The sequence below is a fragment of the Nonomuraea maheshkhaliensis genome (genome assembly GCF_039529435.1).
Classification (GTDB): Bacteria; Actinomycetota; Actinomycetes; order Streptosporangiales; family Streptosporangiaceae; genus Nonomuraea; species Nonomuraea maheshkhaliensis.
This window is the reverse complement of the sequence record NZ_BAAAMU010000005.1, coordinates 172,804-186,919: the sequence shown is the minus strand read 5'-3', so window position 1 is coordinate 186,919 and position 14,116 is coordinate 172,804. Positions and strand designations below refer to the sequence as shown.

General features: G+C 71.9%; 12 protein-coding genes and 1 pseudogene. 5 read left to right on the top strand and 8 right to left on the bottom strand.

What is annotated here, in order from left to right:
- Together ABFX54_RS05910 and ABFX54_RS05905 are read right to left on the bottom strand one after the other, a co-directional pair.
- A pseudogene (locus ABFX54_RS05910) lies at positions 1-580 on the bottom strand (AraC family transcriptional regulator); the annotation flags it as partial.
- A 31-nt stretch (positions 581-611) separates the two neighbouring features.
- Positions 612-1,430 carry an alpha/beta fold hydrolase gene (locus ABFX54_RS05905; protein ID WP_346102051.1) on the bottom strand — a complete coding sequence of 273 codons (819 nt, stop codon included), beginning with the start codon at positions 1,428-1,430 and terminating at the stop codon, positions 612-614.
- A gap of 172 nt (positions 1,431-1,602) precedes the next feature.
- On the opposite strand from ABFX54_RS05905, the gene recD2 reads away from it, so the two are divergent.
- The 3 genes from recD2 to ABFX54_RS05890 all read left to right on the top strand — a co-directional run bounded on the left by recD2 (position 1,603) and on the right by ABFX54_RS05890 (position 5,763).
- On the top strand, positions 1,603-3,846 hold the full coding sequence (gene recD2, locus ABFX54_RS05900) for an SF1B family DNA helicase RecD2 (protein WP_346102050.1): 2,244 nt from the start codon (positions 1,603-1,605) through the stop codon (positions 3,844-3,846).
- Positions 3,847-4,012: 166 nt separating this feature from the next.
- Complete coding sequence (locus tag ABFX54_RS05895) at positions 4,013-5,212, top strand: L,D-transpeptidase (RefSeq protein ID WP_346102049.1); 1,200 nt, start codon at positions 4,013-4,015, stop codon at positions 5,210-5,212.
- A gap of 53 nt (positions 5,213-5,265) precedes the next feature.
- A complete protein-coding gene (locus tag ABFX54_RS05890) occupies positions 5,266-5,763 on the top strand; it encodes a GNAT family N-acetyltransferase (RefSeq protein ID WP_346102047.1) in 498 nt (165 codons plus the stop codon).
- Between the two features lie 56 nt (positions 5,764-5,819).
- Here ABFX54_RS05890 and ABFX54_RS05885 read toward each other — a convergent pair whose 3' ends face one another.
- Together ABFX54_RS05885 and ABFX54_RS05880 are read right to left on the bottom strand one after the other, a co-directional pair.
- Positions 5,820-6,704, bottom strand: a complete 885-nt coding sequence (locus ABFX54_RS05885; RefSeq protein ID WP_346102045.1) for an SDR family oxidoreductase — start codon at positions 6,702-6,704, stop codon at positions 5,820-5,822.
- A 2-nt stretch (positions 6,705-6,706) separates the two neighbouring features.
- A complete protein-coding gene (locus tag ABFX54_RS05880) occupies positions 6,707-7,957 on the bottom strand; it encodes an MFS transporter (protein ID WP_346102043.1) in 1,251 nt (416 codons plus the stop codon).
- A gap of 80 nt (positions 7,958-8,037) precedes the next feature.
- On the opposite strand from ABFX54_RS05880, the gene ABFX54_RS05875 reads away from it, so the two are divergent.
- On the top strand, positions 8,038-8,925 hold the full coding sequence (locus ABFX54_RS05875) for a LysR family transcriptional regulator (protein ID WP_346102041.1): 888 nt from the start codon (positions 8,038-8,040) through the stop codon (positions 8,923-8,925).
- Here ABFX54_RS05875 and ABFX54_RS05870 read toward each other — a convergent pair.
- On the bottom strand, positions 8,918-10,204 hold the full coding sequence (locus tag ABFX54_RS05870) for an ArsB/NhaD family transporter (RefSeq protein WP_346102039.1): 1,287 nt from the start codon (positions 10,202-10,204) through the stop codon (positions 8,918-8,920). The genes ABFX54_RS05875 and ABFX54_RS05870 overlap by 8 nt on opposite strands.
- A 418-nt stretch (positions 10,205-10,622) precedes the next feature.
- Positions 10,623-11,111, bottom strand: coding sequence for a cupin domain-containing protein (locus ABFX54_RS05865; protein WP_346102037.1), 489 nt, complete (start codon positions 11,109-11,111; stop codon positions 10,623-10,625).
- A 63-nt stretch (positions 11,112-11,174) separates the two neighbouring features.
- On the opposite strand from ABFX54_RS05865, the gene ABFX54_RS05860 reads away from it, so the two are divergent.
- A complete protein-coding gene (locus ABFX54_RS05860) occupies positions 11,175-11,756 on the top strand; it encodes a TetR/AcrR family transcriptional regulator (RefSeq protein WP_346102035.1) in 582 nt (193 codons plus the stop codon).
- A 15-nt stretch (positions 11,757-11,771) separates the two neighbouring features.
- Here the strand turns inward: ABFX54_RS05860 and ABFX54_RS05855 are convergent, their stop codons facing one another.
- Together ABFX54_RS05855 and ABFX54_RS05850 are read right to left on the bottom strand one after the other, a co-directional pair.
- Positions 11,772-12,818 (bottom strand): tyrosine-type recombinase/integrase, encoded by a 1,047-nt coding sequence (locus ABFX54_RS05855; protein WP_346102033.1) that lies wholly within the window; start codon positions 12,816-12,818, stop codon positions 11,772-11,774.
- 97 nt (positions 12,819-12,915) lie between these two features.
- Positions 12,916-14,115, bottom strand: coding sequence for an RNA-guided endonuclease InsQ/TnpB family protein (locus ABFX54_RS05850; RefSeq protein WP_346102032.1), 1,200 nt, complete (start codon positions 14,113-14,115; stop codon positions 12,916-12,918).
- Between the last annotated feature and the right edge of the window lies 1 nt (position 14,116).

Below are 14,116 nucleotides of genomic sequence, written 5' to 3'. Positions count from 1 at the left end.
TGGACCACAGGCGCTTACGGCTCCACCCGACCTCGTCCGCCAGCCCGTCGACCCGGACCCGTCCCCGGCCGGCGATCGTGCGCCGCCAGGCGTGGGCGACCTGCGGATCGACCGGCGGGTGTGCGCTCAGCCGGCGGCCGAGGAGATCCGCCGCGATCGTGAAGCGTTCGTCCCATGAGGCGGCGGCGCGCAGCCGGTCCTCGGCGTCGCGGCCCCAGACATCCTCAAGGGCGGTCACCGTCCCGGCGAGCTCGGCCGGCGCCCCGAACAGCACCGCCGCCGCGACCGGCTCCAGCCGGATCTGGAGCACCTGGCCGGTTCCCCGGCCGGTGGCCCGGAGCTCGCCGGGCAGGAGCCCGACGACGACGCTGCCGCGCTCGCGCCGGGAGGGGGTTTCGTAGACGGCGCCGGCTCCGTCGCTCAGATCGACGAGCAGCGTGACGGACGGGTGCGCGACCATGGGGATGTCGACCGGGCCCGGGGCGCGATGGCGGAACCCGGCCATGCCGACCCCGGGCAGCCGGAGCGACGGGCGCGGGAGCGCGACGTCCACCCACGCCCGGCCGGACGGCGTCCCCATCGGTGTCACGGCGTCAGTCTAGGCATCGGGGTCAGGCTCGCCGCCGGCTCGTGGCCGTGAAGCTCAGCAGCAGTTCGCCGGTCGTCTCCGGCGCTTCCATCATGGGCAGGTGCCCGACGCCGGGCAGCAGTTCGATCCGGGCGTCCGGTACGGCGTCGTACAGGTGCGCCGACGACGGATCCCAGCGCGGGTCGGCGGCGCCGAAGATCACCAGCAGGGGGAGCCGGAGGGCGGCCAGCCGCGCCGGCAGGCTCCGCTCGGCGATGTAGGCGGTGTTGGCGCGCAGCACGGTCCGCATCGCGGGGTAGGTGATGCCGCGCAGGTCGGCGACCACGTCGTCCGGCAGGCTGATCGGGCGCACGGCCGTCGCGCCGATCCCTTTGCGGATCATCGCGTCGGAACGCCTCGCCCACAGGATCGGTCCCAGGGGCGGGGCCAGCAGCGCCCGCAGGATGAGCGGCTGGCGCAGCAGCGCGTCCGGGCGCGGGCCGGCGCTGATCAGCGCGAGCGAACCCACCAGGTCGGGCCGCTGCTCGGCCAGCGCGGTGGCGATGTATCCGCCGCTGGAGTGCCCGGCCACGGCGACGTGGCTCAGGCCGAGATCGTCCAGCAGCCCCGCCACCTGTCCCGCCTGCGCCGCCACGTCGTACGACGGCGAGGACGGGGGCGGGTGGGGGGACTTGCCGCAGCCCGGCAGATCGACCCGGATGACCTGACGCTGGCCGGCCAGCAGCGGCACCATGGGGCTCCAGAAGCCGCCGCTGGCTCCCGATCCGTGGACGAGCAACACCGGCGGCGCCTGCCGCGGCCCGTCCCTGACGACGTGCATCCCCCGCAAAAGCTCACTCATGCGCCGAGTGTGCCCGGCCGGCCGGCCGCCGGTCTTGGAGTTTTGTTCCCGCGCAACCGCAGGCCGGCGGCGAGAGGTGGCGAGCACGTGCTGATGGCCGATCGCCGGATCGCCGGATCGCCGGCCGGGGCCGGGTGTCGCGGGAAGCAAGATCTGCCCTAGTCTCCTCGGTGTGGGGAGGCCCGTGGGGAGCCCGGACGAGGGCTCGAAGATCGCCGGTGCGACGCTCGACGCCGTGCTCGAACGCGTGACCTATGCGAACGAGGAGACCGGCTACACGATCGCCCGCGTGGCCACCGAGCGCACCGGCGCCGACCTGCTGACCGTCGTCGGGCCGCTGCTGGGCGCGCAGGTCGGCGAGTCGCTGCGGCTGCACGGCCGGTGGACCTCCCACCCCCGCTACGGCCGCCAGTTCGAGGTGATGTCCTACACCACGGTGCTGCCGGCCACCGTGCAGGGCATCCGCCGCTATCTCGGCTCCGGGCTGATCAAGGGCATCGGCCCCAAGATGGCCGAGCGGATCGTCGACCACTTCGGCACGGGCACCCTTGAGGTGATCGAGCAGCAGCCCGAGCGCCTGGTCGAGGTGCCCGGTCTCGGTCCCAAGCGGACGAAGATGATCGCCGCCGCCTGGGAGGAGCAGAAGATCATCAAAGAGGTGATGATCTTCCTTCAGGGGGTCGGGGTGTCCACCTCGATCGCGGTGCGCATCTTCAAGCAGTACGGCGACACCTCCATCTCCGTCGTCAGGAGCCGCCCGTACCAGCTGGCCGACGACGTGTGGGGGATCGGGTTCAAGACCGCCGACACGATCGCGCAGGCCGTCGGCATCCCGCACGACAGCCCCGAGCGGGTCAAGGCCGGCGTGCGTTACACGCTGTCGCAGGCGGCCGACGACGGCCACTGCTATCTGCCGGCCCCCAACCTCGTCGGCGACGCGGTCAAGATCCTGGAGGTGCCCGCCGACCTGGTCGCCTCCTGCCTGGAGGAGCTGGTCGCCGACGAGGGCGTCGTACGCGAGCAGATCCCCGCCGGCGACAACCTGGTGCCGGCCGTCTACCTGCCGCCCTTCCACCGCGCCGAGATGTCGCTGGCCTCCGGCCTGCTGTCACTGCTGAACGGCGGCCACGACCGGCTCAAGGCCTTCGCCGACGTCGACTGGGAGCGGGCCGAGACGTGGCTGCACGGCAAGACCGGCGCCGAGCTGGCCGCCGAGCAGCGCCAGGCGGTCCGGCTGGCCTTGACCGAGAAGGTCGCGGTGCTGACCGGCGGGCCGGGCTGCGGCAAGAGCTTCACCGTGCGCTCCATCGTGCTGCTGGCCCGCGCCAAGCGCGCCAAGGTCATCCTGGCCGCGCCGACCGGCCGGGCGGCCAAGCGCCTGGCCGAGCTGACCGGCCACGAGGCCACCACCGTGCACCGGCTGCTGCAGCTGCGGCCGGGCGGCGAGGCCACGTTCGACCGCGACAACCCCCTCGACGCCGACCTGGTGGTCGTCGACGAGGCGTCCATGCTGGACCTGCTGCTGGCCAACAAGCTCGTCAAGGCCGTCGCGCCCGGCGCCCACCTGCTGTTCGTCGGCGACGTCGATCAGCTGCCGTCGGTCGGCGCGGGCGAGGTGCTGAAGGATCTGCTCGCCGCCAAGGACGTGCCGCGCGTACGGCTGACGCAGATCTTCCGCCAGGCCCAGGAATCGGGGGTCGTGGTCAACGCCCACCGGGTCAACACCGGCCGCCACCCCGTCCTGGAGGGCATGCAGGACTTCTTCCTGTTCCCGTGCGAGGAGCCGGAGGAGATCGCCGCCCTCACCGTGGACGTGGTGGCCCGCCGCATCCCCCGGCGCTTCCGCCTCGACCCGCGCCGCGACGTGCAGGTGCTGGCCCCCATGCACCGCGGCGCCGCGGGCGCCGGCGCGCTCAACACGGCGCTCCAGGAGTCGCTCACCCCGGCCAGGGAGGGCATGCCGGAGCGCCGGTACGGCGGCCGCGTCTTCCGCGTCGGCGACAAGGTCACCCAGCTGCGCAACAACTACGACAAGGGCGCGGCAGGGGTGTTCAACGGCACGGTCGGGATCGTCACCGACATCCGGCCCGACGAGCACAAGCTGACCGTCCTGACCGACGAGGAGGAGTCGGTCGACTACGCCTTCGACGAACTCGACGAGCTCGCCCACGCCTACGCCGTCTCCATCCACCGCTCCCAGGGCAGCGAGTACCCCGCCGTCGTCATCCCGCTGGCCACCAGCGCGTGGATGATGCTGCAGCGCAACCTCCTCTACACCGCCATCACGCGGGCCAAGAAGCTCGTCGTGATCGTCGGGTCGCGGCGGGCGCTGGCGCAGGCCGTACGGACGAAGGGGGCGGGCCGCCGTCACACCGGCCTGACCCATCGCCTCGACCGGGCCAGGGCCACGGCCTGACCTGCGCTCTGACCTGCGCGGGCTCCCCGGGGCGGGGTGCCGCCCGCCCGGCGGGTCAAGAAGTAATTGAAATGTGATCGAACTCTCTCGAATGATTTCGCGTCCTACATGTAGGAGCATTAAGGTTTTTGGGGTGCCTTTTGGTACTCATGGGGAGAGGACAATCTTGAACGTTGCGACTGCCTGGAGGAAGCCCGCCACCGCAGCCGCGCTGCTCACGGCCGCAGCGCTGACCGCGTCATGCTCTGGCGCCGGTCCCGCGACGCCCGCGGGCCCCGACTCCCCTGAAGGCACCACCGTGGCCACGCCGCAGGCCCCCACCGTCAAGATCAGTCCTGCCGAGGGCACGTCCAAGGTCCACCCGGACAAGAAGGTCGTCGTCACCGCCGCCGGCGGCGCCCTGGAGAACGTGGTCGTCGAGGCCGACGGCGAGCAGCTGGACGGCAGGTACAACACCGACAAGACGCGGTGGGTCTCCAAGACGGCGCTGAAGCCGTCCACCAGCTACAGCGTCTCGGCCACGGCCGGCGCCACCACCGCCAGCAGCACGTTCACCACGGCCAAGCCCGAGCGTTCGCTGCAGGTCGCCGACGTCACCCCCAACGCCAAGGGCGAGAAGCTCGGTGTCGGCGCGCCCATCATCGTGACCTTCAACCAGCCGGTGAGCAACAAGGCCACCATCGAGCGCGCCCTGGAGGTCGAGGCGGAAAAGCCGGTCGAGGGCGCCTGGCGGTGGATCAACGACACCGTCGTCATCTACCGCACCGCCAAGTACTGGCCGGCCCACCAGAAGGTCACCTTCAACGCCAACATCACCGGCATCAAGGCCGGCAAGGGCCTGTACGGGACCAAGGACTACACCGCGGACCTGAAGATCGGCGCCAAGCAGATCAGCAAGGTCGACGTCGCCAAGCACATGATGTACGTCTACCGCGACGGCAAGCGGGTGCAGACGATGCGCATCAGCGCCGGCATGGCCACCACCCGCGAGTACACCACGACCTCCGGCGTGCACCTGACGATGGAACGCGGCAGCCCCGTGCGCATGATCTCGCCCGGCCGCAAGAAGGGCGATCCCGGCTACTACGACGTCATGATCGACCACGCGGTGCGGATCTCCAACTCCGGCGAGTACGTCCACGCCAAGAACAACGTCTGGGCCCAGGGGGTGCGCAACGTCAGTCACGGCTGCGTCAACGCCCGGCCCGACCAGGCCAAGTGGTACTACGACCACTTCCAGCGCGGCGACGTCGTCGACATCACCGGCACCGACCGCGAACTGGAGTGGAACAACGGCTGGGGCTTCTGGCAGATGTCGTTCTCGCAGTGGAAGAAGGGCAGCGCCCTGAACAGCAGCAAGGCCTGACGCTCCCGTACGGGACAGACGGCGGGCACCCTGGGTAAGGAAATCACCTGATCATGCACATCCGCCCCGGCCGGGACGGCGACGTCGCCACGGTTCTGGCCATGTTCGACAGCGCCGTCACCTGGTTGTCCGCCCGCGGCCGCACCGGCCAGTGGGGTGAGCGGCCCTTCACCGGCGACGCCCGCCGCACCGAGCAGGTCGCCTCCTGGCTGGCCGGCGGCGGCCTGCGCATCGCCGAGCGCGACGGCCGCCCGGCCGGCTGCATCAGCGTCGGGCCCGCCCACGACTACGTCACCCCCGCCGGCGAGCCCGAGCTCTACGTGCAGGCCCTGGTGACCGACCGCGACCACGCCGGCCACGGCGTCGGCCGGGCGCTGCTCGACTGGGCCTTCGGCGAGGCCCGCGAGCGGGGGGTCGGCCTGGTGCGGGTCGACTGCTACGCCGGTGACGACGGCCGACTGGTCGCCTACTACGAGAGCTGCGGCTTCACCCGCTCGGCCCCGTTCACCGTGGGCGAGTGGCCCGGAATGCTCCTGCACCGCCACGTGTGACGACCGGAGAGCGCTCCAGCCGGGCGCGGCGCGCCTCAAACGTCAGCAGGGGTGCCTCAGCGAGGCTCGGGCGGGGTGAAGGCGGCGGCGTGGTCGCGGGCGAAGCCGGCGATGTCGCGCGGCGCCCGGCCGAGCAGGTCGGCCACCGTACCGGTGGCCACGTCTCCCCAGCCGCCGGCGTACGCCTGCGCGTACTCCTGCAGCATGTCGGCGATCCACCGCGGCACGCCGTGGCCGAGCAGCATCTTGCGCCTGGCCTCGTCGCTGACCGGCAGGTAGGAGACCGGCCGGCCGAGGACGCGGCTGAGCGCGCCGGCCGCCTCGTCGAAGGTCAGCGAGCGCGGCCCGGTGAGCGTGTACACCTTGCCGTCGTGGCGGCCGGGGTCGTCGAGGAGCACGCGGGCGGCGCACCCGGCGACGTCGCGCACGTCGATCATGCCGATCCGGGCCGCGCCCATGTTCAGCGCGAACGTGCCGGTGGCCGTGATGTCGCCGGCCTCGTTCAGCAGGTTCTGCATGAACCAGTGCGGGCGCAGGATCGTCCAGCGCAGGCCCGAGCGTTCGAGTTCCCGGTCCGACAGCGCGTGCAGGCGGCCGCTGCGGTTCGGCGCGTCGTGCGCGGCGCCGATCGCCGACAGGCGCACGACGCGCTCCACCCCGGCCTGACGGGCGGCCCAGACGGCGTTGCTGCTGTGCTCGGGGGCGCGCGGGCCGTTCGGGGTGAGCAGCCACAGGTCGTGCACGCCCTCGAAGGCGGGCGGCAGCGACCGGGCGTCGCCCAGGTCGCCGGCGAACACCTCGGCCCCGCGTTCGCGCAATTCTCGCGCCCTGGAGGCGTCGCGGACGAGCACCCGCGGCCGGATGCCGGCGCTGCGCAGCACGTCCGTCAGCGCGCCGGAGACGGTCCCGGTCGCTCCGGTGATCAGTACGGTGCGTGACATGGTCAATCTCCCTTGGTCGAGCCGGCCGGCACCGGGTGTGCCACGGGCCGCGAGGGTGTGCCGGCGGGCCGGCCGGTGGTGAGGCGTTCCAGGATCCACAGCACGGCGGTCCCCGCCGACAGCGCGCCGCCCAGGACGCACACGCCGCTCCAGCCGGCGTGCACCCAGACCAGCGAGGTCAGCGCGGAGCCGATCGCGCCGCCGGCGAAGAAGGAGGTCATGAACGCGGAGTTGATCCGGTTGCGGGCCTGCGGCCGCAGCGCGTAGACGACGTTCTGGCTGCTGTTGAGCACCGCCTGGTGCGCCAGATCGAGCAGGATCACGCCGGCGAGCAGCCACACCAGCGAGCGTGCCCCCGCGGCGATCGCGAGCCAGGACACCACGAGCAGCACCGTTCCCGCGCCGGTCACGGCCTGCACGAGCCCGCGGTCGGCCAGCCTGCCCGCCACCGTGGCGGTCAGCGCGCCCGCCGCGCCGACCAGGCCGAACAGGCCGATGGCCGGCTCCGTCCACGCGTACGGGGAGCCCGCCAGCAGGAAGGTCAGCGCCGTCCACAGCACGCTGAAGGAGGCCAGGCTCAGCGCGCCGATGCCCGCCCGCCAGCGCAGCAGCGGCTCCAGGCGGAACATCGCCACCGTCGAGCGCAGCAGCGCAGGGTAGGACAGGCGCCCGCCGTCGCCGCCGAGACGGGGCAGGAACAGGCGCAGCAGCACGGCCGTCAGCGCCATCAGGGCGGCGTTGGCGAAGTAGACCGTCCGCCAGCCGCCCAGCTCCGACAGGGTTCCCGACGCGGTGCGGGCCAGCAGCAGGCCGAGGATCAATCCGGTCATCACGGTGCCGACCACCCGGCCGCGTTCGGCCGGGGCCGCCAGCGTCGCCGCGAACGGCACCACGACCTGCGCCCCGACCGAGGCCAGCCCGGTCAGGGCCGTGCTGATCAGGAGCACCGTGCCGCCGGGCGCGGTGGCCGAGACCAGCAGGAACACCGCGGTCGCCGCATACAGTGCCACGGCGAGGCGCCGTCGTTCCATCAGGTCGCCGAGCGGCACCAGCAGGATCAGCCCCAGCGCGTACCCGGCCTGCGCGGCCGTCACGAGCAGGGCCGCGCTCGCGGGCCCGAGGCCGAGGTCGCGGCCGATCAGGTCGAGCAGCGGCTGCGCGAAGTAGTTGCCCGCGACCGCCAGCCCGGTCGCCGCCGACATGAGCAGCAGCAACCAGCGCGACAGGCCGCCGGGATGGGGTGTCGTCGTCATGCGTCCCAGCCTCGGGCATCGGCGATCGATGAGTCCAACGCATGTTTGTCATCGGATCGATCGTGGTTCACGATTGATGGGTGGAGCTTCAGCAGATGCGTTACGTCGTCGCCGTCGCCGAGACGAGCAACTTCACCCGCGCCGCCGAGCGGTGCATGGTCGTGCAGTCGGCGCTGAGCCATCAGATCGCGCGGCTGGAACGCGAGCTGGGCGCCAGGCTGTTCGACCGCACCAGCCGCCGCGTCCTGCTGACCCCGGCGGGCGAGGCGTTCCTGCCCGCCGCCCGCCAGGCGCTCGAGGCGGCCGAGCGGGCCCGGGCGGAGGTGGCCGCCGCCGCGGGCGAGATCCGCGGCCGGCTGGCCATCGGCGCCATCCCCACGGTCACGGCGGTCGACCTGCCGCTCGTGCTGCGCCGCTTCCACGAGCGTCACCGCCAGGTGCGGATCAGCCTGCGCTCGGGCGCGAGCGAGGAGTTCGTCGAACGCGTCCGTCAGGGCACGCTGGACGTCGCCTTCCTGGGGCTGCCCCCGGGTGCGCGGCCCAAGGGCGTGCGCGGCCGTGAGCTGGCCCGCGGCGATCTCGTCGCCGTGGTCACGCCCGGCCATCGGCTGGCCGGCGAGGAGCGGGTGACGCTGAGCAGGCTGGCCGATGAGCCGTTCGTCGACTTCCCCGCCGGCACCGCCGGGCGGATCCAGTCCGACGAGGCCTTCGCCGCGGCCGGGATCGCGCGCGAGGTCGCCTTCGAGGTGTCGACCCCCGACTTCATGGCCCGCCTGATCCGGCTTGGGCTGGGGATCGGGATGCTGCCGGAGGCGTTCGTGGCGCAGCTTCCCGACCTGCCCGTCGTCCGGCTCAGCGACGCCCCGGCCCGCATGGAGCACCTCATCTGGAGCCGGCACCAGCCGTCCCCCGCCGCCGTGGCCTTCCTGTCCGCGCTGGGCGTGCCGGCCGATGGCGGGCTCACATGAGGTAACGCAGCCACAGGTACGGGGCGACCAGGGTGACGGTGACCGCGGTGACGATCAGCCCGTACCGGGTGAACTGCCAGAAGCTGATCGGGGTGCCGTTGCGGGCGGCGATGCCCAGGATGACCACGTTGGCGGCGGCGCCGACGGCGGTGGCGTTGCCGCCCAGGTCGGCGCCGAAGGCCAGCGCCCACCACAGCACCTGCCCGCCGTCACCGCCGGCCTGGACGAGCTGCTCGACGATCGGGCTCATCGTGGCCACGTACGGGATGTTGTCCACGATGGCCGACAGCACGGCCGAGACGCCGAGCAGCCCCATCGTGGCCAGCTCCGGCCGCCCGGCGGTGGCGGCGACCGCGGCCTCGGACAGCCCCGCGATGACGCCGGTCTCGACCAGGGCGCCCACCATGACGAACAGCCCGGCGAAGAACACCAGCGTGGGCCACTCCACCTCGGCGATGGCCTGCTCGGTGGTCACCCTGGTCGCCGCCACCAGCACGCCCGCGCCCAGCAGCGCGACGACGCTCGGCTCGTAGTGCAGCACGGGATGCAGGACGAACGCCGCCATCACCAGCGCCAGCACCGCCAGGCTCTGCCACAGCAGCCGCCGGTCCGCGATCGCCTCCCGCTCGTCCAGCGCCATGACCTCCGCCGCCCGCTTCGGGTCGTACCGGAACGAACGGCCGAACATCAGCCGGCACAGGCCGACGAACACCGCCATCAGCACGATCACCATCGGCGCCATGTGGATCAGGAAGTCGTTGAAGCTCAGGCCGGCGCGGCTGGCGATGATGATGTTCGGCGGGTCGCCGACCAGCGTGGCGGCGCCGCCGATGTTGGACGCCATCGCCTCGGCGATCAGGAACGGGACCGGGTTGACCGCGAGCCGCTCACACACCAGGAATGTCACCGGGGCGATCAGCAGCACGGTGGTCACGTTGTCCAGCAGCGCGGACGCCCCGGCGGTGATCAGCACCAGCAGCACCATGAGCCGGAACGGCCGGCCGCGGGCGCGTTTGGCCGCCCAGATGGCCAGGTATTCGAACACGCCGGTCCGCTTCAGCACTCCGACGATGATCATCATGCCGAGCAGCAGGAAGATGACGTTCCAGTCGATGCCGGTGTGCTCGGAGAAGAACGCGGCCTCGGCGCCGGTGGCGTGGACGGCCAGCATGATGCCCGCGCCGCCGAGCGCGGCGGCGACCCGGTGGATCTTCTCGGTGGCGATCAGCGCGTAGGAGGCCAGGAAGACCGCCACGCTGATCCAGGACAGGACGCTCATGCCGCGGACATCGGGGCCCGGGCCGCCGGCGCCGGGTGGCGGCGGTCGTCATCGGGCAGGGGAACACCGGCGGGCAGGTCAGGGGTGCGCATGTGAGCACATCCTTTAGGCGACGGGACGGGGACCTGCCGACCAGACTTCCCGGCGCACCTGCAGTGACCGTATCAGGACATCTCGTATCCTGCCGAACCGGAGCGCCCGGCCGGCCGCTGGGCTCAAGAGCCGGCGGGCTCAGGTGATGGCGGGCTCAGGTGATGGCGGGCTCAGGTGATGGCGGGTGAGGGCCCGTGGCGGCCGGTTGAGGCGTTCCGCTCCCTGCCCCTGTCCCGCCGAAAACAGCGGAGTCCCGCCCGCCCCGGCGGGGACGGACGGGACCGCGGCCGCCGGATCGTCGCCTGCCTCCCTGCACGCCGGGAGGTTACGGCGCGAATTCGGTGGACGGTTCGGTGGCGTAGTTCTTCCAGATCGGCGCCATGGTCTCGCGGGTCATGGGCCGGCCGGACTCGACCATGGCCTTGAGGTCGCGGAAGTACTGCACGTACAGGTCCGGGGTGAAGGTGGTGAGCATGACCGCCGGCTCGTCGCCCGGGTTGGCGAAGGTGTGCGGCGCGCCCGGCGGGACGGTGACCCACGTGCCGGGGCCGACGTCGTGGTCGTCCACCCCGATGGTGAAGCGCACGTTGCCCGACAGCACGTAGAAGCCTTCGTCGTGCTGGGCGTGGCGGTGCTGCGGCGGGCCGGGGGTGTGCGGGGGGATGACGACCTCACCGATTCCCAGGCGGTGACCGGTGTTGCTGCCGTCTTCGAGGATCCGGATGTGTGCTGGGCCGTTGGCGATGAGCTCGCCGTCGCCGGGGCCGACGATCGACACCTTGACCATGAGGAGACCTCCCAGAAGTGATTTCATCTTGTGCAATCATCACGCTAGCATCCATGAATGCACATTGTGAAGTCGCGTTAGACTCGTGGCATGCCGCGATGGAAACCGGGCGCCGTCGAGCGCCTGCAGACCGCCGCGCTCGAGCTCTTCGACGAACAGGGCTTCGAGCGCACGACGGTCGCCGAGATCGTCCAGCGAGCGGGGCTCACCCAGCGAACGTTCTTCAACCACTTCGGCGACAAACGCGAGGTGCTGTTCGGGCTGAGCTCGGAGCTGCAGCAGGAGATCATCGGCGAGATCGCGGCCGGCGACGAAGCCTTGCCGCCGCTCGACGTCGTCATGCGCGCGCTGGAGACCGTCGCCGACAAGATGTTCGAGCACCGCCGGGCCGTGGTGGCACACCGTTACGCCGTCATCGCCGCCAACCCGGAGCTGCTGGAACGCGAGCTCGGCAAGAACGCCGCACTCACCGAGGCCATCGCGGCCGCGCTGCGCGCACGGGGCGGCGACCCGCGAGCCGCCTACCTCGCCGCCGGCCTCGCCATGCTCGCCCAGCAGGTCGCCTTCCGGGCCTGGACGCGGCCGGGCGAGACCAGGGCCCTGCGCGACCTGCTCCCGCAGGCGCTGAGCTCCCTGCGCGCCACCCTCGCCCACGACCCGGAGGCAGGCTGAGGGGCTCGCCCGCGATCAGGTGGGCGGGCGGTCGCGGAGCAGGGGGTGGGTGCGCATGGCGACCTCCAGCTCGCCCGGCAGGTCGTCGCGGTAGCGGCCGAGCGTGGACAGGTCGCTGTGGCCGAGCACCCGCCGTACCGCGTCCATGTCGACGGCGTCGGCCAGCAGATGGGTGGCGGTGGTGTGGCGCAGGCCGTGGGGGGTGACCGTGCGCCGCTGATCGGGGTCCACCCGCCGCTGCACGCGGTCGATCACGGCCTGGACGTCGCCGCGGGCCAGGCGCCGGCCGCGCCAGGACAGCAGCAGCGCCTTGTCCTGCCCGTCCGGCCGCCCGCGCGCCAGGTATTCCTGCAGCACCAGGGCCACGTCGCCGGGCAGCGGCACGTCGCGGGTGCGGCCGCCCTTGCCGAAGATGCGCCAGTAGCGGACGCCGTCGTTGGTGAAGAAGTCTTCGACGTTGGCGCGCACCAGCTCCGACACGCGTGGCCCGACGGTGGTCAGCAGCAGCACGATCACCGCGTCGCGCAGCTCCGTGCGCTGGTCGCGGCGTTTGTTCTGGCCGGTCTGGGCCTGGGGGAGTTCGCGGGCGGCCCCGATCAGGCCCTGGGCCTGCTCGCGGGTCAGGGCCCGGCGTTCCGGCCGTAGCCCGCCGCGTTCCTTGGCGGTCACGGCCGAGCGGGTCATCGGGTTGAGCTGCACCCATCCGGCCAGGGCGGCGTGTTTGAACAGCGCGGAGATCGAGCGCCGGAAGCGTGCCTGCGACGACGGCGACTGCCCCGGTCCCACCCCTTTGGCAGCGGTGCCACTCGCCGATCGGCCAGCCGTGGTGCGGCCGTCGGGTTTGCGGGCGAAGGCCAGCAGGATCGCGTCCACGTCGGCGCCGGTCAGGTCGTCCAGCACGACGTCGGCCCCGGCCAGCTCCACCAGCGTGCCGACGTCACGCGCGTAGACCTCGGCCGTGGCGGGCGACAGCGCCCCCGTCAGCGTCCTGGCCCGCACCAGCTCCACATAGCGGTCCGCCGCCTCCGCCACCGTCAACCGGTCGAGCTCCGCAGGCCGCACCGGCAACCCCCTTCTCCTCGCGTCACGAAGATCCAAGGACGACGTTGACGCGCTCGCTGGGCTGAAGCCCGACGATTCTGGCCTGTGCCGCTGTCGTTCACGCGGCGGCACTTCCTTGGCTTCCTGCTTCGACGGGCCGTGCCGGGCTCGCGCCCGGTCTTACCGGCCCTCCACAGGCGTTTTGCCTCTCCGCCCGTCCGGTGGCGAGGATATCGAGCGCGGCGTTGATGTCCCGGTCGTGGGTCGCGCCGCGGGAGCAGGTCCACTCCCGCACCGACAGGGGTATGTCCTGCCGTACCGCTTCGCATACCGAGCACAGCCTGCTACTTGGGAACCAGCGGCCGACCTTGACGAAGGTCCTGCCGTACAGGCGCGCCTTGCACTCCAGCATGGCCACGAACGACGACCAGCCCGCATCATGCACGCTCCCGGCCAGCCGGGTGCGCGCCAAGCCCTTGACCGCCAGGCCTTCCAGGTACACCGCTTGGTTCTCGCGGATGATCTGGGTGGAGAGCCGGTGGTGGAACTCGCGGCGCGTGCCGGCGACCCTGGCGTGCCGCCGGACGACCACAAGCGGGGCCTTGGCCCGCTTCTTGGAACCTTTCTCCTTACGGGACAGGGCTTGCTGCGCCCGCTTGGGTTTCCTCTCCGCCCGGCGCAGGAACCGGGGCGAATCGATCTTCCGCCCGTCCGACAGGGCGGCGAAGCGTCCAAGACCCAGGTCGATCCCGCTCTCGATCCCGCTTTCCGGCAGGGGTGAGGCGCTGGCCTCCACGACAAAAGACGCGAGATAGCGGCCCGCCGCATCCTTGATCACGCTCACGCTGGACGGCTCGGAGGGCAGCTCCCGCGACCAGCGCACCGCCACGTCTCCGATCTTCGGCAGGCGCGGCTTTGCGCCCGGCGTGATCGAGAATCGGGAGTTGCGGGTGAACCGGATCATCTGCCGGTTGTCCTTGCGGGACCGGAACCGGGGAGCGCCCAGCTTCTGACCTTTCCGTTTGCCCGACAACGAGGCGAAGAAGTTGCCGAACGCCCTCATGCAGTCGGCCGGCGCCTGCTGGAGCACCACCGCCGACACCTCGCCCAGCCACACGCGGTCGGGACGCTTCTTCGCCTCGGTGATGACCTGGCGGGACGGGTCGGCGTCGGTGACGAACGGCAGGCCGGCCTCATGTGCGGCGTTACGTAGCCGCAGAGCGTCGTTGAACACGACACGCGTGCAACCGAACGCCTTGGCGAGCTCGATTCGCTGGCCCGGTGCCGGGTCGAGGCGGAAGCTGAAACGCAGCTGCACA

Bases quoted from the DNA above. Each gene is read 5' to 3' on its own strand.
- ABFX54_RS05905 (WP_346102051.1), bottom strand. From the start codon at position 1,430: ATGAGTGAGCTTTTGCGGGGGATGCACGTCGTCAGGGACGGGCCGCGG.
- ABFX54_RS05890 (WP_346102047.1), top strand. From the start codon at position 5,266: ATGCACATCCGCCCCGGCCGGGACGGCGACGTCGCCACGGTTCTGGCC.
- ABFX54_RS05885 (WP_346102045.1), bottom strand. From the start codon at position 6,704: ATGTCACGCACCGTACTGATCACCGGAGCGACCGGGACCGTCTCCGGC.
- ABFX54_RS05880 (WP_346102043.1), bottom strand. From the start codon at position 7,957: ATGACGACGACACCCCATCCCGGCGGCCTGTCGCGCTGGTTGCTGCTG.
- ABFX54_RS05870 (WP_346102039.1), bottom strand. From the start codon at position 10,204: ATGAGCGTCCTGTCCTGGATCAGCGTGGCGGTCTTCCTGGCCTCCTAC.
- ABFX54_RS05865 (WP_346102037.1), bottom strand. From the start codon at position 11,111: ATGAAATCACTTCTGGGAGGTCTCCTCATGGTCAAGGTGTCGATCGTC.
- ABFX54_RS05860 (WP_346102035.1), top strand. From the start codon at position 11,175: ATGCCGCGATGGAAACCGGGCGCCGTCGAGCGCCTGCAGACCGCCGCG.